Source organism: Streptomyces sp. bgisy159, assembly GCF_057707805.1.
Window position 1 is genome coordinate 25095 of record NZ_JBYIQX010000006.1, and the last position, 17646, is coordinate 42740.

Consider the following 17646-nt stretch of genomic DNA (forward strand, 5'->3'; position numbering starts at 1 on the left):
GCGCGCGATGCCGTGCAGCCCGGCGGAGATCGGCTCGCTGTTCCTGTTCGAGAAGCTCTCCCCGGAGCAGCTCGGGCGGCTGTGCGCCGAGGGCCGGGTGGAGCGGTTCGAGCCGGGGCCGGTGTACGCCGAGGGGGACCCGGCGACCTGCTTCTATGTGCTGATCGAGGGCACGGTGGTGCTGTCGCGCCGGGTCGGCGGCGACGACGTGGAGGTCGTCCGCAGCTCGCAGCGCGGGGTGTACTCCGGGGCCATGCAGGCGTACATCGGGGACCGGGTGCGCCAGGTCTACAACAACTCGATGCGGGTGACCGAGCCGACCCGCTTCTTCGTGCTGCCCGCGGACACCTTCTCGGCGGTGATGCACGAGTGGTTCCCGATGGCGGTGCACCTGCTGGAGGGGCTGTTCTTCGGCTCGAAGAACACCCAGCGCACCATCGGCCAGCGCGAACGGCTCCTCGCGCTGGGCTCGTTGTCGGCGGGCCTGACCCATGAGCTGAACAACCCCGCGGCGGCGGCCGTCCGGGCCACGGCCACCCTGCGGGAGCGGGTGGCGAAGATGCGCCACAAGCTCGCCGTGATCGCCTCGGGGCCCTACGACCGGGAGGCGCTCGCCAAGCTGATCGAGATCCAGGAGCGCACGGCCGAGCGGGTCGCCAAGGCCCCGGTGCTGAGCCCGTTGGAGGCAGCGGACCGGGAGGACGCGCTCAGCGAGTGGCTGGACGACCAGGGCGTCCCGGAGGGCTGGCGGATCGCGCCGACCTTCGTCCAGGCGGGCCTCGACGTCGGCTGGCTGGAGGAGGTCGCCGCGGCGGTCGACCCGGACGTCCTTCCCGGTGCGGTGGGGTGGCTCAACTACACGGTCGAGACCGAGCTGCTGATGTCCGAGATCGAGGACTCCACGACCCGGATCTCCCACCTGGTCGACGCGGCCAAGCAGTACTCCCAGCTCGACCGCGCCCCCTACCGCGAGGTGGACGTCCACGAACTCCTCGACAGCACCCTGGTGATGCTCTCCGGCAAGCTCGGGGAGCGCGTCGAGGTCGTCAAGGACTACGACCGGACACTCCCGGCCGTGCCCGCCTATCCGGCGGAGCTGAACCAGGTGTGGACCAACCTCATCGACAACGCGGCGTTCGCGATGGGCGACGGCGGCACGCTCACCGTGCGCACGGCCCGGGACGGCGACCGGCTGCTGGTGGAGTTCCGCGACACCGGCCCGGGGGTGCCGGCGGAGATCCGCGACCGCATCTTCGACCCGTTCTTCACCACCAAGCCGGTCGGCCAGGGCACCGGGCTGGGGCTGGACATCTCCTGGCGGATCGTGGTCGACAAGCACCACGGCGGCCTGCACGTGGAGTCCGCGCCCGGCGACACCCGCTTCCAGGTGCTGCTGCCGCTGACCGCGCCCGCCCCGGAGACCGGGCCGGGGACCGACATCGAGGAGACCGCATGACAACCGACGGTGACGGCATCGACCCGAGCGTGCCGCCGAGCGGCAGTGGCTGCGCCGAGTGCGAGGCGGCCGGCGGCTGGTGGTTCCATCTGCGCCGGTGCGCGCGGTGCGGACACGTCGGCTGCTGCGACTCCTCCCCCGCCCAGCACGCCACGGCGCACTACCGGGCCACCGGTCACCCGCTGGTGCGCAGCTTCGAGCCGGGCGAGGAGTGGTTCTGGGACTACGCCACCGGGGAACTGCACGAGTCCGGTCCGCGCCTGGCGCCGCCGGCGAGCCGCCCGCCGGACCAGCCCGCGCCGGGCCCCGCGGGACGCGTACCGGCGGACTGGGCCCGCGCGCTGCACCGGTGAGGTCCGGTGCGCGCGCCCCGCGGATGTCGCACACCTGACCGCCGGAATTGAACGAAGGACAGGAATCGCTGCGGATGTGCGGTTCCGTTGAACGCGTGCCGCCGCGCCCGTCGTACCTCTGGGAAAGGGAGAGCTCCGGCGGTTCAGCGAGGGATGGCCATGGTGAAGGCGCGGGTCGCCACGTCCGGGTTGGTGGCCGGGAGGTACCGGCTCCTCGACGTCGTCCACCGGGAGACGAACCGTGTCACCTGGTACGCGGAGGACGTCCCCAAGACGCGCCCGTGCGTGGTGACCCGGGTGGGGCTGCCGGACGGCATGGGCGAGGAGGACGTGCGCCGGGCGGCGGACCGGGTGCTGCGGATGTCCGAGACGATGGCCCGGCTGTGCCCCGGCCGGATCGCCGCCGCGCTGGACGCGGTGGCGCAGGACGGCGCGCTGTGGACCGTGACCGAGTGGATCGACGGCCGGCCGCTCGGTCAGCTCCTCGCCCAGAGGCGGGACTTCCCGCCGGCCCGGGCTGCCGGGATCGGGCTGGAGGTGCTCGGGGTTCTGGAGGCGGCGCACGGTGAGGGCATCACGCACGGCGAGCTGAGCCCCGGCCAGGTGTTCCTGCGTGAGCGCGGGCCGGTGGTGCTCACCGGCTTCGGCCTGGCCGGCGCGGCCCTCGTGCCGCGTCTGGCGGCCCCGTCGTACGCCTCTCCCGAACAGGCCCGCGACGAGCGGATCGGGCCGGCGGCCGACCTGTGGGCGCTCGGGGCGCTGCTGTACACCATGGTGGAGGGGCGGCCGCCGTTCCGGGACCGGGACCGCCCCGAGGGCACGCTGCGGGGGGTGGACCGGCTGCCGCTGCGCCCGCCGCTGCGGGCGGGTCCGCTCACCGCCATCGTGCAGGGGCTGCTGCGCAAGGACTCACGGGAGCGGCCCAACCGGGCGGTGGTGCGCCAGGCGCTCGCCCGGGCCGTCGAGGAGGATTCACGCGAGGGGGCGCGGACGGTGCCGCTGCGGGCGTACCCGCTCCTCCGGTGGGCCGTGCCGCGCGGGAGCGGGCGGGTGATGCTGGCCACCGGGACCGCGCTGGCGGTGCTCACGGTGGCGGTCGCCGCGGTCGCGGTGACCCAGCGGATGTCCGGTACCGACGGCGGTCCCTCCGAGGCCGCGGCCCACACCCGCCCCACGGAGTCCGGGACGCCGGGGGCGTCGGGAGCGACGCCCGGTGGCTCCGCCGCGCCGGGCACCCCGGCGGCCCCGTCGCCGTCGCCGACGGACTCCCCGCCGTCCTCGCCCCCCTCCGCCTCCCCCACCGCGCCGTCGTCGCCCCCGTCGTCACCCGCGGCGTCGGCGACCGCCCCGAGGCCGGCCGGCGGTTTCGCGCCCTACCGCTCCCCCCTCGGCTTCTCCGTGTCGCTCCCCGAGGGCTGGCGGGTACTGGCCACCGACCGCCAGGCCGACCTGGCCTACCGGGTCACCTTCGGCAAGGACGGCGATCCGCGCACCCTCGCGGTGACCTACAGCGAACGCGTCGGCCCCGACCCGGTGGCCGTCTGGCGCGACGACGTGGAACCGGTGCTGCGGCGGGAGGCCGGGTTCCGGCGGCTCGGTGCGATCCGGGCGACGACGTACCTGGGGAGCCGGGCGGCCGACATGGAGTGGCTCACCGATGTGGCCGGCACCCGGGTGCGTACCTTCGGCCGGGGGTTCCTGCTCGGCGGTCGGCGCGGCTTCTCGCTGCGCTGGAGCACCCCGGCCGCCGACTGGGACGAGGCGGCGAACCGGCAGGCCCTGGACACCTTCCTCACCACCTTCCGGCCGGGCTCAGCGTGAGGCGCGCAGCGAGGTGAGCGGTCCGGGGTGCAGCGGGGTGGTGTGCCAGCGCGCGGTGAAGGTGCCCTCGGCCCGCGAGCAGGCCACCCGCAGGCGGTGCGGGGTCTCGAGGAACTGCACGTCCACGGCGAGGGTGTCGCCGTCGCTCCAGCCTCCGCTGACCGCGACCGGCAGCGGCCGTTCGTGGACCGTCCAGCCGCCCGGTCCGAGGGGCAGCCGCAGGGAGTGGCCCTCTTCCTGGAGGGTGAGCCTCCAGCCGTCGTCGTCCTCGGTGACGGTGGCGCCGCGCAGCCCGGGCTGGTCCGCGCCGTCACCGCCGGACCGGGTGAAGGCGGCGCCCGACCAGTGCCCGGCCCGCTCCGGCGGTGCGGGCTTGCCGGGGGCGGGTGGCAACGCCAGCCCGGCCAACCGCTCGGCGAGGGCCGCTTCCGCGTCGTCCTGGCCGGGCGGCGGCGCGGCGCGGAAGGCGGGCAGCAGACGGTCCCAGACCAGGTGCAGCAGGCCCTGCATGTCGACGGTGGCCGCGGTCAGCGCGATCACGGCGTCGTGTTCCGGCAGGACGAGGGCGAACTGGCCGTAGGCGCCGTCGGCACGGTAGCCGTGCCGGGAGCGCCAGAACTGGAAGCCGTAGCCGCGGTCCCAGTCCTGCCGGTCGTCGCCCGCCATGACTCCGGCCGTCGCGATGTGTGCCCGGGTCGCCTCGGCGACCCACTGCGGCGACAGCAGCCGCTCGCCGTCCCACACGCCGCGGCGCAGGTACAGCAGGCCCAGCCGGGCGAGCGCGTCCGCCGGGGCGTGCAGGCCGCTGAAGCCGAGCTGCCGCCCGGACCGGTCGGTCAGCCAGGTGACGTCGCCGATACCGAGCGGGTCCAGCAGCCGCGGCCGCAGGTAGTCGGTGAGGGTCTGCCCGGTGACCCGCTGGAGGATCGCGGCGAGAGTGAAGGTGGCGGGCTGGTTGTAGGCGAAGACGGTGCCCGGGTCGCGGTCCGGGGGCACCAGGAGGAAGCCGCGCACCAGGTCACCGCCGCCGAGGGCGCGCGCCCGGTCCAGGGTCTCTGCCTCGTGCCCGCTGGCCATGGACGCCACGTGCCGGACCAGCATGGCGCGGCTGCGCGGGTCGGTGATCTCGGCGTCGAGTTCCGGGAAGTACGAGATCACCGGGTCGTCCAGGCGGATCAGCCCCTCGGCGAGGGCGAGTCCGGCGGCCGTGGCCGTGAAACTCTTGCTCACCGAGTACAGCAGCCGCCGGCGCTCGGGGGTGTACGGCGCCCAGCAGCCGGTGGCGACGACCCGGTCGTGCCGGACGATGGTCAGGCTGTGCGGCTGGATGCCGTCGGCGGCTTCCACGGCGTCCAGGAAGGCCAGGACGTCGGTGGCGGCGACGCCCTGGGCGGCGGGAGTGCTCACGGTCAGGGTCATGACCACATCCTCACCCGACGCGCACATATATTAGACCCCGCGTCGCGGTGTCGGGCGGGCGGTGGCCGCCGGGTGCCTGCGGGCCGTTTTCGCGTCGGCGCGCCGGGGACTCGGGCCGCATGGTGCGAATCGGATACACGATGATGACCGAGCAGGCCGGACCGCGTGAGCTGGTGGGCACGTGGTGGGTGCCGAGGAGGCCGGGTTCGACTTCTCGGTGACCTCGGACCACTACTTCCCGTGGCTGCGCTCCCAGGGACACGCCCCGTACGCGTGGAGCGTGCTGGGCGCCGCCGCGCAGGCCACGGAGCGCATTCCGCTCATGACGTACGTGACCTGTCCGACCATGCGCTACCACCCGGCGCTGGTGGCCCAGAAGGCGGCCACGACGCAGCTGCTGTCCGAGGGCCGCTTCCGGCTCGGGCTGGGGTCCGGGGAGAACCTCAACGAGCACGTGGTGGGGGCCGGCCGGCCCTCGGTGGACGTTCGGCACGAGATGCTCCAGGAGGCCGTGGAGATCATCCGCGCGCTGTTCGGGGGCGGCCACGTCACGCGGCACGGCACGCACTTCGACGTGGACTCGGCCCGGCTGTGGGACCTGCCCCAGGAGCCGCCGCCGATCGGCATCGCCGTCTCCGGCGAGCGCTCGTGCCGGCTCGCGGGAGAGCTGGCCGACCTGCTCATCGCCACCGAGCCGAAGCCGGGTCTGCTCGACGGGTTCGACCGGTACGGCGGTTCGGGCAAGCCGCGCGTGGGACAGCTCCCGGTCTGCCACGACCCCGACCGCGACACGGCGGTGAAGCGGGCCCACGCGCAGTTCCGCTGGTTCGGCAGCGGCTGGAAGGTGAACTCGGAGCTGCCGCACCCGGACTCCTTCGAGTCGGCGACCCAGTTCGTCACCCCGGACGACGTGGCCGGCAGCATCCCCTGCGGCGACGACCCCGATGACTTCGTGGAGGCGGTGCGCCCCTACGTGGACGCCGGGTTCACCGAGGTCGCCCTGGTGCAGATCGGCGGGGACGCGCAGCGGGCGTTCCTGGACTGGTCGGAGAAGGCACTGCTGCCCGCGCTGCGGGAGGCGTTCGCGTGAGCGGCGCTCAGCGGGCGGTGTAGCGGCGCCGCGTCCACAGCGGCAGCACGAACCAGCACAGGCCGTACCAGCAGACCACCGGGACGACGAGCCAGGGCACGAGGGAGTCGTGGGTGGCCACCCGGAGGATCAGCAGCAGTGAGGCGGTCATGGTGATGAGCAGCAGGACCAGACCGACGAAGGTCATCCGGGACGCCCAGCGCACCGCCTGGGGCTTCACCCGGCGCCCCGACACCAGGCGGTGCAGGGAGACCGGTCCGATCAGGGCACCGGTGGCGCACGACCCCAGCACCACCGTGGCGATGTAGATCGCCTTCTCGGTGTCCGCGAGCGTCGTGTACCGCTGTGTGAACACGACGGTGAGCAGGAAGCCGAACAGGATCTGCACGCCGGTCTGGGCGACCCGGACCTCCTGGATCAGCTCGCCCCACATCCGGTCGGCGCGTTCCTCCTCGGACTCGTCGCGGCCGGTTCGCGGCCGACCGTCCCTTGCCTTGGCCGTCACCTGTCCTCCCGGTTCTCCCGGTGTCCCGGGTCGAGTTCCGCCCTCGCGGGCCTGTGCTGCTCCCGCGAGTACCCAGGTAACGGCCGCCGTCCCGTGCGCCGCGCCCGGCCGGCTACCAGCGGGTCTCGACCTGGTCCTTGATCCGCCGCTCGTACAGGTCGCGGATCGCGGCCAGGCTCTCGACGGACAGCGGGGGCAGCCCGGCGGCGGCCGCGTTGGCGCGGGCCTGCTCGGGTGAGCGCGCGCCCGGGATGACGGTGGTGACGCCGGGCTGGTCGATGATCCAGCGCAGCGCGAGCTGGGCCGGGGTGAAACCCTCGGGGGCGAGGCCGGCGAACTCGACGGCGGCCTCGACGCCGGTCTCGTAGTCGACGCCGGAGAAGGTCTCGCCCATGTCGAAGGCCTCGCCGTGGCGGTTGTAGGTGCGGTGGTCGTCGGCCGGGAAGACGGTGTCCTTGGTGTACTTGCCGGACAGCAGGCCGGAGGCCAGCGGTACCCGGGCGATGATGCCGACGCCTGCCGCGCGGGCGGCGGGCAGGACCTCGTACAGCGGCTTCATCCGGAACGGGTTGAGGATGATCTGCACGCTGGCCACACCGGGGCGCGCGATGGCGGTGAGGGCCTCGGCGCAGGTCTCCACGCTGACGCCGTAGGCGGCCACGCGCTCCTCCGCGACCAGGGTGTCGAGGGCGTCGAAGACCTCGTCGGTGGAGTAGACGGGGGTGGGCGGGCAGTGCAGCTGGACCAGGTCGAGCCGGTCCACGCCGAGGTTGCGCCGGGAACGGTCGTTCCAGGCGCGGAAGTTGTCCAGGACGTAGTTCTCGGGGATCTGGTCGACGCGGCGGCCCATCTTGGTCGCGACGAGCATCCGCAGATCGGGGCGGCCACGCAGGAAGGCGGCGATGGTCTGCTCGCTGCGCCCGTCCCCGTAGACGTCGGCGGTGTCGAAGAAGGTGACCCCCGACTCGGCCGCCGTCTCCAGGACCCTCAGGGCCTCCTTGTCGTCCACGTCGCCCCAGTCGGCGCCCAGCTGCCAGGTGCCGAGACCGACGACGGAGGCGTGCTGACCAGACCTGCCGAATACGCGCTCGTCCATGGCGTCAGTCTGCCATCCGGAGGGCCCCGCCGCGGAACGGGCCCCGCCGCCCGGCGCCGGGCGGTCGGGTGACGGTGACCGCCCGTTTTCGGGCCCGGGTCACTCGCGCGGGGCGAGTGTCCTCGCGTGCACGGTGCGGGCGACCCGGGGGCCGAGCCAGCGCTTGAGGCGGCGCAGGGAGTCGAACTGTCCGGCGGCACGGTCCAGCCGGTAGTAGAGCTGCGGCGGGACGTGCGGCAGCAGCGGCGAGTGGCGCTGACCGAGCAGGGCGAACATGTGCTCGGGCGGGAGGTCGATGTAGCGGGTGAGGTTCTCGTACCACTGGGCGCTGTAGCGGGCGGCGCTCTGCACCGGCAGCAGGGCGGCCTTGCGGATGCGCTCGTACTCGGCGAGGGCGTGCGGCAGTTCGCGGTGGGCGCGCAGGGCGCCGGCGAGGGCCATGGCGTCCTCCAGGGCGAGCGTGGTGCCGGCGCCGGTGGAGTAGTGGGTGGTGTGCGCGGCGTCGCCGACCAGAACCAGGTTGTCGCGGTACCAGGTGCGGTTGGTCAGGGTGCGGAAGGTGCGCCAGGGCGCCGGTCCGTGGGCCGGGTCCTGCCCGATGAGGGGGTGTCCGTCGAGGATGTGCGCGAAGAGCTTCTCCAGCCGGGCCAGGCCGTCCGCCTCGTCGGCCCCGTCGAGGCCGAGCCCGGTGAAGGTCTCGGGGCCGCACTCGACGACGCAGGTGCTGTTTCCGGGGCCGTAGGGGTAGCCGTAGCACCAGATCCAGCCGTGCCCGGTCTCCACGAAGGCGAAGGTGAAGGAGTCGAAGACCTTGGTGGTGCCGAGCCAGATGTAGCGGTTGCGGCCCGGGGTGAGGCGGGTGCCGAAGTGGTCGGCGTACCGGCCGCGCAGGGCGCTGTGGACGCCGTCGCTCGCGACGACCAGGTCGGCCTCGGGGAGACGGTCGGGGCCGACCTCGTCCTCGTGGCGCAGTTCGACGCCCAGACTGCGGGCGCGGTGTGCGAGGAGTTCCAGGAGGCGGTGGCGGCCGATGCCGTGGCCCTCGTCGCCGGGCCGGCGGGTGGCCAGGTCGCGCACGTGGGCGACGCCCTCGTCCCAGCGCACGGAGTGGGCGTCGAGGGCGCGGGCGGACTCGGGGTCGTGGTGGCGGAGTCTGTCGAGCAGTTCCCGCCAGTAGGTGACCCCCCACCCGTAGGTGGAGCCCTCCGGGTCGCGCTCGTGGACGGTGATGTCGTGGGACGGATCCTGGCGCTTGAGCAGGATCGAGAGATACAGGCCGGCGGGCCCGCCGCCGACGCAGGCGACCTTCACGCGCACCCCTGGGAGTTACGAGTCGTGGCTGTGTGACGACGCAGAGTAGCAGGCGGATCGCGTCAGTTTTCACACGTGACGCACACCATCACCACGATCACGGCGGACGAAAGATCACCGAAGACAGCGCTTCCGCTGGAAGGAATTCCCCGCTCCAGCCCGGCCGGGGCGGGCGCCGCAACAAGATCATTCTTGTTCAACTCCGTACGACATCTGGGCAATTGTCCGGATCGCAGCCAACCCGTCCGGGGGAACTTCCCCCGTTGTCGACCGGCCCGATAGGCATGCGGGGTCTCGACCGGACCACCCCCCTCAGGAGGCTTTGCATGTCGGAACTCACCCGTCGCCGCGCGCTGTCCGCCGCGGCCGCCCTCACGGCGACCGCGGGCGTCGCCGCGGCCGTCGCGCCGGCCGCCGCGGCAACCGGACAGGGTCCGCACACCGGGCACTCCGGGCACCCGCAGGGCGTGCCGGGGCCCTTCGACGAGGTCTACAAGGGCCGCCGGATACAGGGCCGTCCCACCACCGGCGGCGGCCACCACGGCGGTCACCACGGTGCCGGCTACGCCGTGTCCGTCGACGGCGTGGAGCTGCATGTCATGCGCAACGCCGACGGCAGCTGGATCAGCGTGGTCAGCCACTACGACCCGGTGGCCACCCCGCACGCCGCGGCGCGCGCCGCGGTCGACGAACTGCAGGGCGCCGAGCTGCTGCCGTTCACCGCCAACTGACCGCCGCCACCGCACACCTGGAGCAACCAGCACATGACCGTCCGCAAGAACCAGGCCACCCTGACCGCCGACGAGAAGCGCCGATTCGTCGGGGCCGTCCTGGAGCTGAAGCGCAGCGGCCGCTACGACGCCTTCGTCAGGACGCACAACGCCTTCGTCATGTCCGACTCCGACTACGGCGAGCGCACCGGTCACCGTTCGCCGTCGTTCCTGCCCTGGCACCGCAGATTCCTGCTGGAGTTCGAGCGCGCCCTGCAGTCCGTGGACGCCTCGGTGGCGCTGCCCTACTGGGACTGGTCCACCGACCGCTCGACCCGCGCCTCGCTGTGGGCGCCGGACTTCCTCGGCGGCACCGGGCGCAGCCGGGACGGCCGGGTCACGGACGGCCCGTTCGCCGCCGTCGCCGGGGACTGGCCGATCAACGTCCGCGTCGACGGCCGCGCGTACCTGCGGCGCTCGCTCGGGGTGAGCGTGCGGGAGCTGCCGACCCGGGCGGAGGTGGAGTCGGTCCTGGCGATGGAGACGTACGACATGGCGCCGTGGAACAGCGCCTCGGACGGCTTCCGCAACCACCTGGAGGGCTGGCGCGGCGTCAACCTGCACAACCGGGTGCACGTGTGGGTGGGCGGCCAGATGGCCACCGGGGTCTCCCCCAACGACCCGGTGTTCTGGCTGCACCACGCCTTCGTCGACAAGCTGTGGGCCGAGTGGCGCCGCCGGCACCCCGACGCGGCGTACCTGCCGGCGGCGGGCACCCCGGACGTGGTCGACCTGGAGGAGACGATGAAGCCCTGGAACGACGTGCGCCCGGCGGACCTGCTGGACCACACGCGGTTCTACACGTTCGACACCGACTGACCGTTCGACGTGTCAGGCGCGCCTCCCGGGTGGCGCGATCAGGAGGGGGAAGCGGTGCGGCACTCCGGGTGACCCCAGCCCTGGTCGTTCTTGGCGATCTGCTCGCCGGCCGCGTAGGGGCGTCCGCACACACAGCGGCCGGGGAACTTGGCCTTGATCGTGCGCGACGACGACGAACCGGCGCGCCGCTGGGAGGACTTGGCCCCGGCGCCGCGTCCCCGCGGGGCCGCGGACTTCGGGGTGTCCGGGGAGGGCGGCGGCTCGGGTGAGCCGAGGGCGCTGCCCGCCGCCTCCTGGACACCGGCGGCCTGGCTGGCGGCGCGGTCGGCGAAGTCGTTCAGCCGGTCGCCGTCGACCTGGTGGGCGGGGACGTAGCGGAACTCCACGGAGCGGCCGGCGAGGAGTTCGTCGATGCGCACCACGAGGTCCTGGTTGGCGACCGGCTTGCCGGCGGCGGTCTTCCAGCCGTTGCGCTTCCAGCCGGGTAGCCAGGTGGTGACGGCCTTCATGGCGTACTGGGAGTCCATCCGGATCTCCAGCGGCACCGCCGGGTCGGTGGCCGCCAGCAGCCGCTCCAGCGCGGTCAGCTCGGCCACGTTGTTGGTGGCCCGGCCGAGCGGTCCGGCCTCCCAGCGGGCGGGCGTCCCGGAGTCGTCGGCGACCACCCAGGCCCAGCCGGCCGGTCCGGGGTTGCCCTTGGAAGCCCCGTCGCACGCGGCCACAGCATGTTCACCCATGGGCACGATCATGCCATGGCCGCGGTGACGTCCGGACCCGCGCTACGGCACGTCCGCGACCTTCGGCATGTCACCCTCCGTGGTGCTCGTGTCGATCACCGTGAAGGCGGCGCCCTGCGGGTCGCTGAGGGCGGCGAAACGGCCGAAGGGGCTGCTCTGCGGACCGAACCGGAGGGTGGCGCCCAGCTCGGTCGCCCGGGCGACGGCCGCGTCGCAGTCGGGGACGGCGAAGTAGACGTTGACGTACGGCGGCACCTCGGGCGGGAAGTCGTCGGTCATCTTCATCCGGCCGAGGACCGTGTCGCCGCCGACGTCGAACATCCGGTAGTCCATGGCGTCGTCCTGCATCCGCTTCACCGCGTAGGGGAAGACGGCGGGCAGGAAGGCGTCCGTGCGCTCGGGCTCCCGGGTGAAGAACTCGGCCCAGGCGTAGGCGCCGGGCACTCCTGTCGCCTCGAAGCCCTCGTGGGTGCCGGCCTGCCAGACGCCGAAGACCGCCCCGCTCGGTTCCCGGGCGATCAGCATGGAACCGAACTCGCCGACCTCCATGGGCCCCATCAGGACCTCGCCGCCGTTGTCCCGGATCTTGGCGGCGGTGGCGGCGGCGTCCGGCGAGGCGAGGTACAGACACCACTGCGACTGGCTCTCCTGGCCGGGCATCGGCGGTACGACCGCCGCGACCGCCTTGCCGTCCGCGTAGGCCTGGGTGTAGTTGCCGTACTCGGACGACGCCTCGCCGAAGGTCCAGCCCAGGACCTCGCCGTAGAAACGCTTGGCCCCCTCGACGTCGCTGAACATAGCGTCGGCCCAGCAGGGGGTTCCTTCAGGTGGTGCGGCCATGACTGGCGGCCCTTCCGATGAGAGGGATTGTCCGTTTTCTCACGCTAGCCATCCGCCGGGCGGCCCGCGCGCCGAGCGGGGCCGTCCGAACGGACGGCGGAGCTTGGCTCCGCGCGCGGTCCCGGTCGGTGACCGTGGCGCCGGGGAGGCGCACGGCGGTCGGCCGTGACCGCGGGGTGCCGTGGTGGTTCTCCGGCCCGGCGGGGGCGCGGCCCGGGTGGTACCGGCCGTTCACGGCCGACCCGGGTCCGCGCGAGCGCCGGGTCACTCGCCGTCGTACGCCCTGCGCAGGGCGGCGATGTCCAGCTTGCCCATCGCGAGCATGGCCCCCATGGTGCGGGTGGCGCGCTCCGGGTCCGGGTCGCCGACCATCTGGAGGAGGACCTTGGGTACCACCTGCCAGGACACGCCGTACCTGTCCTTGAGCCAGCCGCAGGGGCCGGGCTCGCCGCCGCCTTCGGTGAGCCTGCTCCAGTAGTGGTCGACCTCGTTCTGGTCGTCGCACTCGATCTGGAAGGAGATCGCCTCGTTGAACTTGAACTCGGGGCCGCCGTTGAGCGCGACGAACCGCTGACCGTTGGCCGTGAAGTCGACGGTCATCACGGTTCCCGCGGGGCGGGGGGCGCCCTCGAGGTAGTGGGTGACCTTGCCGACGCGCGCGTTCTTGAAGACCGAGACGTAGAAGTGGGCGGCCTCCTCGGCCTCGGTGTCGAACCAGAGACACGTGGTGAATCCGTCGGTCGTCATGAGTACCTCCTGCTGCGGGGATCGCTGTCACCTGTATTGACCGGTGCGGCCTCCGGAACTCATCGCCGGGCGGCGGATCCGCCGTCCGGATCTCGCGGCGCTCCTCGCGCGGCGGTGCAGCGGGCCCCCGGCGCCGGGGCCGGTCCGGCGCTCTGCCCAGGGCGAATCTGCCGCGGGCAGAGGAACCGGCCGCTGCGGGCCCGCGCGGCCGACAGTGGAGGGGACGACAACCACCTCACGGAGGGACGACCCCGATGCTCACCGCGCTCACCCCCCGGGCCGAGGAGGGCGACACCCCGCCCACCCGGTTCGACGACCACCTCGCCGCCCAACTGCTGGGCCAGCGCGTCGTGTTCCTGGGCACCCAGGTCGACGAGGTCTCCGCCAACCGGGTCTGCGCCCAGTTGCTGATCCTGTCGGCGGAGGACCCGCACACCGACATCGGCCTGTACATCAACAGCCCGGGCGGCTCGGTCCACGCCGGCCTGGCCATCTACGACACGATGCGGCTGATCCCCAACGACGTGGTCACCCTGGCCATGGGGTTCGCCGCGAGCATGGGGCAGTTCCTGCTCAGCGTCGGCACGGCCGGCAAGCGGTACGCGCTGCCGAACGCGCGGATCATGATGCACCAGCCGTCGGCGGGGATCGGCGGCACCACCGCGGACATCGAGATCCAGGCGCAGAACCACGAGTTCACCAAGCGGACCATCGAGCGGATCACCGCCGAGCACACCGGGCAGACCCCTCAGAGCATCGCCCGGGACGGCGACCGCGACCGCTGGTTCACCGCCGAGGAGGCACGGGAGTACGGCATCGTGGACCGGATCGTGGAGTCGCTCGCCGACGTCCGCCCGGTCGCGGCCAGGCGACGGACGGGGCTGTGACATGGGGAGCTACACGATTCCGAACGTCGTCGAGCGGACCCCGCGCGGCGAGCGGTCCTTCGACGTGTTCAGCAGGCTCCTGAGCGAGCGGATCATCTTCCTCGGCACCGAGATCGACGACGGCGTCGCCAACGTGGTGATCGCGCAGCTGCTGCACCTGGAGTCGGCGGAGCCGGACAACGAGATCGCGGTCTACATCAACTCGCCCGGCGGCGCGTTCACCTCGCTGATGGCCATCTACGACACCATGACGTTCGTTCGGGCGCCGATCTCGACGTTCTGCGTGGGGCAGGCGGCGTCGACGGCGGCCGTGCTGCTGGCCGGCGGGGATCCGGGGCGACGGTTCGTGCTGGAGCACGCGCGGGTGCTGCTCGGGCAGCCGGCGAGCGGCGGCCGGCAGGGCACGGTGTCGGATCTGGCGCTGCAGGCCAAGGAGATGGTCCGGATCCGTTCCCAGGTGGAGGAGGTGCTGGCCCGGCACACCGGACACGAGGTGGCCACGCTGCGGGCGGACATGGACCGCGACAAGGTGTTCACCGCGCGGGAGGCGGTGGCCTACGGACTGGCCGACGAGGTGCTGAGCCGGCGTCTCACGGTGGTGTGAGGCGCCGGCCGAGGGCATCCCCGACAGGACGTCAGGCGGCCAGGCACAGACCGCCGTGGGGGGTGCGGGCGGAGGTGCGGACGCCGGGCGCGGTACGGCTGCCGAGCCGGACCAGTTCGCCGTGCGCCCGCGCCAGCAGGTCGCCGAGGCCGAGGCCCAGGGCGTGCGCCGCGGCCGCGAGGACCTCTGAGGAGGCCTCCTTGCGGCCGCGCTCCACCTCCGACAGGTACGGCATGGAGATGCGGGCGGCGTCGGCGACGTCCTTCAGGGTGCGTTCCTGGGCGAGGCGTTCCCGGCGCAGGACGTCACCGACCAGATCGCGCCACAGAGGTTCCGCGGCACGCGGCTGCCGGGGCGGGGACGAGGGGCTCGGGCGCTCCCGGACCGGGCGCGGCGGGAGGGCTCGGGACTGGTTCGGCACTTGGTTGGTCACCTGCCCAGCCTAGGAGTTGACGCCGTGGCGGAAAGCGTACGGCGTTGCGCCCTCGGTGAATTCGGGCAGGCATGCGTCGGGCGACGGCGGGTAGGCGCCGTTCGTGACTGAGGGCATGCGGACCGCCGTGAAGCGGTCGGAAACAGCAACCGACGGGACAGGGACCGCCGGGGAAGCGACCGTCGTGGACCCCCGGAGCGTGGCCCCGCACGACGCCCGGGAGTTGTCCCGGCAGTTCTTCCGCCGGCTCAGAGAGCTGGAGGAGGGCACGCCGGAGTACCAGTACGCGCGCAACACGCTCATCGAGATGAACATCTCGCTGGTGCGGTTCGCGGCCGGGCGCTTCCGCGGGCGCGGGGACGACATGGAGGACATCGTCCAGACCGGGGTGGTCGGGCTGATCAAGGCCATCGACCGGTTCGACCTGTCCCGCGAGGTGGAGTTCACCTCGTTCGCGCTGCCGTACATCCTCGGCGAGATCAAGCGGTTCTTCCGGGACACCACCTGGGCCGTGCACGTGCCGCGCCGGCTGCAGGAGCTGCGGGTGGAACTGGCCAAGGCGCGCGAGGAGCTGGCCGGCCGGCTGGACCGGGAGCCGACGGTGGCGGAGCTGGCGATGCTGCTGAACCTGCCGGAGCGGGAGGTGAGGGAGGCGCAGATCGCGGCCAACGGCTACACGTCGGCCTCGCTGGACGCCGCGCTCACCGGGGACGGCCCGGACAGCGGCGAGGCGGTGCTGGCCGACTTCATCGGTGTCGAGGAGCACGGGCTGGGGCTGGTCGAGGACGTCCACTCGCTGGCCCCGCTGGTGGCGGGGCTGAGCGAGCGGGACCGGTGCATCCTGCATCTGCGGTTCGTGGAGGAGGCCACCCAGGCGGAGATCGGGGAACGCCTGGGCTGCTCGCAGATGCACGTGTCCCGGCTCATCAAGCGGATCCTGACCCGTCTGCGCCGGGGGATGGTGGAGGAACCGGGCCGCGCCTGAACGCCCCGCGGGCGGGTCACCCGCCCGCGGGGTCCGCCGTCACGGGTGGTCGAGGCGCAGCAGCGCGCGGACGCGCTTGCCGACGGGTACGCGTTCCGCGCTGACCTCGGCGGCGACGGCGTGCACTATCTCGAGACCGTGCCGGCCGATCCGCTGGGGGTCCCTGGGGAAGCGCAGCGGCAGCGCGTCGCTGCTGTCGTACACGGACACCGCGACGGAGGTGCCGGTGCCTTCCAGTTCCAGGATGTACGGACCGTTGCTGTGCCGCTCCGCGTTGGTGACCAGTTCGCTCACCACCAGCATCAGCTCCTCGACCGTGCGGTCGTCGATGGCGGCGAACCGGTCGGTGCGCAGCCGCTCGACGAACCGCGCGGCGAAGGAACGGGCCTCGGCGATGCATCCCGGTTCACCGGTGTAGTGTTCCGCGCGCCGCAGCGGTTCCACGGGCACGTCGAAACCAGTCGGTGCGACTGTCCCGCCCAGGTGTTCGATCATGCGCTTCTCTCTCCGACGCCGGACCGGCCGGACGCTGTTGCACCTGTGCTCGTACCCCGTGGCGCGCCGCGCACTCCCGTCACTGGGCCGAGTCTCCCGGCGGGGACTGCGGCGGCGTGGGTGACGGCTGCGGCGGGGGCGCCTCGCTGCTCGAAGGCGGCGGCTGCGGGGGCGACTCACTGCTGGGGGGAGGCGAGGACGGTGAGGCCGGCGAGGACGACGAGGCGCTCGGCGTGGTGACGCTCACCGACGGGGACGGCTGGGCGGGCGGCCGGGTGGGGCGGTCCTTGCCGCCGGTGTCGCCGCGGGGCCGGGCGAACCAGCCGCCGTCGTCGTCGTGCAGGACGAACACGTTCACGACCGTGGTCGACGGCGTGACCACCACGACGTTCGACGCGCGGTACGACGGCCAGGAGTCACCGGTGGGCTTCGGTGTGCCCTGCTGGGCGACCGGCGGGGTCAGCGGGTTGCCGCACGCGCAGCGCACCCGGGGCACGCCGTGCCCGTCCACGAGGACCGCGGTGCCGGTCTGCAGGACGGCCTGGTAGCTGGTGGCGGCGCCGTCGCGGTAGCCGTGGTTGGTGACCCTGGTGTCCATGCGCAGTTGCACGGGGGTGAGGCCCCGCAGGTAGGCGGGCACGTCGGCGGGGGCGACCGCGGCCACGGAGGCGAAGGCCCGGTTGCGGTCGGGGGCGGCCGCCAGGAAGCGGATCTGCTTCTCGACGTCGCAGCTGGAGGCGTTGCGGTTGCCTCCGTACAGGCCGGCGGTGCCGCCGTCGACGGCGGTCACGGCGTTGGAGCCCTCGGAGGTGGCGGCGGGGCTGGGCGAGACGGGCTGGGTGGAGCTGTCCGTGGCGGTGGACTCGGTGAACGGGTCCGGACCGGGTTTGCTCGCCGCCTGCAGGAACACCTCGCCGTCGGCCTCCTTGCCGCCGCCGTCGGAGCGGGTCAGGACGATGCCGAGGGCCACCAGGGCCAGGGCGACGGCCACCGCGAGGGCGATGCCGGGCGCGGAGCGCCACCAGGGACGGCGCGGCCCGGGCGGACCGCCCTCCGGGCCGCCGCCGGTCGGTGGGGAGGGTGGACCCGAGGGAGGGCCCGAGGAGCCGGACGGGCCGGACGACTGGCCCGAGGGCGGCCCCGCCGAGGGCCGGGTGGGACCCGAGAGCGGGCCGGAGGGTGGGCCGGTGGGACGGCCGGAGGACGGCGGTTCGACGCTCACTGGATCTCCCGACGTCGACTTCCTGCGACACTCCGGCAGAAGAATGTCGGATATGC

18 protein-coding genes and 1 pseudogene are annotated in these 17646 nt (G+C 73.2%); 9 read left to right on the forward strand and 10 right to left on the reverse strand.

The window, feature by feature from the left end; translation table 11 throughout:
* Positions 1 to 7 precede the first annotated feature (7 nt).
* The 3 genes from AC3ET3_RS08345 to AC3ET3_RS08355 all read left to right on the forward strand — a co-directional run bounded on the left by AC3ET3_RS08345 (position 8) and on the right by AC3ET3_RS08355 (position 3630).
* Positions 8 to 1456, forward strand: coding sequence for an ATP-binding protein (locus tag AC3ET3_RS08345; RefSeq protein WP_435611954.1), 1449 nt, complete (start codon positions 8 to 10; stop codon positions 1454 to 1456).
* Entirely contained in the window at positions 1453 to 1809 is a 357-nt protein-coding gene (locus tag AC3ET3_RS08350) for a UBP-type zinc finger domain-containing protein (RefSeq protein WP_432138073.1), read from the forward strand. The genes AC3ET3_RS08345 and AC3ET3_RS08350 overlap by 4 nt, the downstream gene beginning before the upstream one ends.
* 153 nt (positions 1810 to 1962) lie before the next feature.
* Positions 1963 to 3630 carry a serine/threonine protein kinase gene (locus AC3ET3_RS08355; RefSeq protein ID WP_432157391.1) on the forward strand — a complete coding sequence of 556 codons (1668 nt, stop codon included), beginning with the start codon at positions 1963 to 1965 and terminating at the stop codon, positions 3628 to 3630.
* Here AC3ET3_RS08355 and AC3ET3_RS08360 read toward each other — a convergent pair.
* Positions 3622 to 5049: a serine hydrolase domain-containing protein gene (locus tag AC3ET3_RS08360; RefSeq protein WP_435611917.1), complete on the reverse strand. Its 1428-nt coding sequence runs from the start codon at positions 5047 to 5049 to the stop codon at positions 3622 to 3624. The two genes, AC3ET3_RS08355 and AC3ET3_RS08360, sit on opposite strands and share 9 nt — an antisense overlap.
* 119 nt (positions 5050 to 5168) lie before the next feature.
* Between AC3ET3_RS08360 and AC3ET3_RS08365 the strand changes: the two are divergent.
* A pseudogene (locus AC3ET3_RS08365) lies at positions 5169 to 6139 on the forward strand (LLM class F420-dependent oxidoreductase).
* Positions 6140 to 6146: 7 nt separating this feature from the next.
* Here the strand turns inward: AC3ET3_RS08365 and AC3ET3_RS08370 are convergent.
* From AC3ET3_RS08370 to AC3ET3_RS08380, 3 genes are all read right to left on the reverse strand, one after another.
* The gene (locus tag AC3ET3_RS08370) at positions 6147 to 6572 is read right to left on the reverse strand and encodes a DUF6328 family protein (protein ID WP_432138105.1); all 426 of its coding nucleotides are present in this window, start codon (positions 6570 to 6572) and stop codon (positions 6147 to 6149) included.
* Positions 6573 to 6756: 184 nt separating this feature from the next.
* The gene (locus AC3ET3_RS08375) at positions 6757 to 7740 is read right to left on the reverse strand and encodes an aldo/keto reductase (RefSeq protein WP_435611918.1); all 984 of its coding nucleotides are present in this window, start codon (positions 7738 to 7740) and stop codon (positions 6757 to 6759) included.
* A 99-nt stretch (positions 7741 to 7839) separates the two neighbouring features.
* Entirely contained in the window at positions 7840 to 9051 is a 1212-nt protein-coding gene (locus tag AC3ET3_RS08380) for an FAD-dependent monooxygenase (protein ID WP_432138069.1), read from the reverse strand.
* Between the two features lie 326 nt (positions 9052 to 9377).
* Between AC3ET3_RS08380 and melC1 the strand changes: the two genes are divergently transcribed.
* Both melC1 and melC2 read left to right on the forward strand, forming a co-directional pair.
* A complete protein-coding gene (gene melC1 / locus AC3ET3_RS08385) occupies positions 9378 to 9782 on the forward strand; it encodes an apotyrosinase chaperone MelC1 (RefSeq protein WP_432157388.1) in 405 nt (134 codons plus the stop codon).
* A 33-nt stretch (positions 9783 to 9815) separates the two neighbouring features.
* A complete protein-coding gene (gene melC2, locus AC3ET3_RS08390; protein ID WP_432138067.1) occupies positions 9816 to 10640 on the forward strand; it encodes a tyrosinase MelC2 in 825 nt (274 codons plus the stop codon).
* Between the two features lie 38 nt (positions 10641 to 10678).
* On the opposite strand, the gene AC3ET3_RS08395 is transcribed toward melC2, so the two are convergent.
* From AC3ET3_RS08395 to AC3ET3_RS08405, 3 genes are all read right to left on the reverse strand, one after another.
* Positions 10679 to 11389 carry a ribonuclease H family protein gene (locus AC3ET3_RS08395; RefSeq protein ID WP_432138066.1) on the reverse strand — a complete coding sequence of 237 codons (711 nt, stop codon included), beginning with the start codon at positions 11387 to 11389 and terminating at the stop codon, positions 10679 to 10681.
* Between the two features lie 30 nt (positions 11390 to 11419).
* Positions 11420 to 12217 carry a VOC family protein gene (locus tag AC3ET3_RS08400; protein ID WP_435611919.1) on the reverse strand — a complete coding sequence of 266 codons (798 nt, stop codon included), beginning with the start codon at positions 12215 to 12217 and terminating at the stop codon, positions 11420 to 11422.
* 264 nt (positions 12218 to 12481) lie between these two features.
* A complete protein-coding gene (locus AC3ET3_RS08405) occupies positions 12482 to 12964 on the reverse strand; it encodes a VOC family protein (protein ID WP_432138064.1) in 483 nt (160 codons plus the stop codon).
* A gap of 254 nt (positions 12965 to 13218) precedes the next feature.
* Between AC3ET3_RS08405 and AC3ET3_RS08410 the strand changes: the two genes are divergently transcribed.
* Together AC3ET3_RS08410 and AC3ET3_RS08415 are read left to right on the forward strand one after the other, a co-directional pair.
* Positions 13219 to 13851, forward strand: a complete 633-nt coding sequence (locus AC3ET3_RS08410; RefSeq protein ID WP_432157385.1) for an ATP-dependent Clp protease proteolytic subunit — start codon at positions 13219 to 13221, stop codon at positions 13849 to 13851.
* Position 13852: 1 nt separating this feature from the next.
* Complete coding sequence (locus AC3ET3_RS08415) at positions 13853 to 14455, forward strand: ClpP family protease (RefSeq protein ID WP_432138062.1); 603 nt, start codon at positions 13853 to 13855, stop codon at positions 14453 to 14455.
* Between the two features lie 31 nt (positions 14456 to 14486).
* On the opposite strand, the gene AC3ET3_RS08420 is transcribed toward AC3ET3_RS08415, so the two are convergent.
* Positions 14487 to 14888 carry a helix-turn-helix domain-containing protein gene (locus tag AC3ET3_RS08420; protein ID WP_432138061.1) on the reverse strand — a complete coding sequence of 134 codons (402 nt, stop codon included), beginning with the start codon at positions 14886 to 14888 and terminating at the stop codon, positions 14487 to 14489.
* A gap of 115 nt (positions 14889 to 15003) precedes the next feature.
* Between AC3ET3_RS08420 and AC3ET3_RS08425 the strand changes: the two genes are divergently transcribed.
* A complete protein-coding gene (locus AC3ET3_RS08425; RefSeq protein WP_432138060.1) occupies positions 15004 to 15873 on the forward strand; it encodes a SigB/SigF/SigG family RNA polymerase sigma factor in 870 nt (289 codons plus the stop codon).
* A gap of 39 nt (positions 15874 to 15912) precedes the next feature.
* On the opposite strand, the gene AC3ET3_RS08430 is transcribed toward AC3ET3_RS08425, so the two are convergent.
* The gene (locus AC3ET3_RS08430) at positions 15913 to 16368 is read right to left on the reverse strand and encodes an ATP-binding protein (protein ID WP_432138059.1); all 456 of its coding nucleotides are present in this window, start codon (positions 16366 to 16368) and stop codon (positions 15913 to 15915) included.
* 79 nt (positions 16369 to 16447) lie between these two features.
* Positions 16448 to 17590, reverse strand: a complete 1143-nt coding sequence (locus tag AC3ET3_RS08435; RefSeq protein WP_432138058.1) for a DUF6777 domain-containing protein — start codon at positions 17588 to 17590, stop codon at positions 16448 to 16450.
* Between the last annotated feature and the right edge of the window lie 56 nt (positions 17591 to 17646).

Coding starts and splice junctions, on each gene's coding strand:
- AC3ET3_RS08345 (WP_435611954.1), top strand. CDS start 8: ATGCCGTGCAGCCCGGCGGAGATCGGCTCGCTGTTCCTGTTCGAGAAG.
- AC3ET3_RS08350 (WP_432138073.1), top strand. CDS start 1,453: ATGACAACCGACGGTGACGGCATCGACCCGAGCGTGCCGCCGAGCGGC.
- AC3ET3_RS08355 (WP_432157391.1), top strand. CDS start 1,963: ATGGCCATGGTGAAGGCGCGGGTCGCCACGTCCGGGTTGGTGGCCGGG.
- AC3ET3_RS08360 (WP_435611917.1), bottom strand. CDS start 5,049: ATGACCCTGACCGTGAGCACTCCCGCCGCCCAGGGCGTCGCCGCCACC.
- AC3ET3_RS08370 (WP_432138105.1), bottom strand. CDS start 6,572: ATGTGGGGCGAGCTGATCCAGGAGGTCCGGGTCGCCCAGACCGGCGTG.
- AC3ET3_RS08375 (WP_435611918.1), bottom strand. CDS start 7,740: ATGGACGAGCGCGTATTCGGCAGGTCTGGTCAGCACGCCTCCGTCGTC.
- melC1 (WP_432157388.1), top strand. CDS start 9,378: ATGTCGGAACTCACCCGTCGCCGCGCGCTGTCCGCCGCGGCCGCCCTC.
- melC2 (WP_432138067.1), top strand. CDS start 9,816: ATGACCGTCCGCAAGAACCAGGCCACCCTGACCGCCGACGAGAAGCGC.
- AC3ET3_RS08395 (WP_432138066.1), bottom strand. CDS start 11,389: ATGATCGTGCCCATGGGTGAACATGCTGTGGCCGCGTGCGACGGGGCT.
- AC3ET3_RS08400 (WP_435611919.1), bottom strand. CDS start 12,217: ATGGCCGCACCACCTGAAGGAACCCCCTGCTGGGCCGACGCTATGTTC.
- AC3ET3_RS08405 (WP_432138064.1), bottom strand. CDS start 12,964: ATGACGACCGACGGATTCACCACGTGTCTCTGGTTCGACACCGAGGCC.
- AC3ET3_RS08410 (WP_432157385.1), top strand. CDS start 13,219: ATGCTCACCGCGCTCACCCCCCGGGCCGAGGAGGGCGACACCCCGCCC.
- AC3ET3_RS08415 (WP_432138062.1), top strand. CDS start 13,853: ATGGGGAGCTACACGATTCCGAACGTCGTCGAGCGGACCCCGCGCGGC.
- AC3ET3_RS08425 (WP_432138060.1), top strand. CDS start 15,004: ATGCGGACCGCCGTGAAGCGGTCGGAAACAGCAACCGACGGGACAGGG.
- AC3ET3_RS08430 (WP_432138059.1), bottom strand. CDS start 16,368: ATGATCGAACACCTGGGCGGGACAGTCGCACCGACTGGTTTCGACGTG.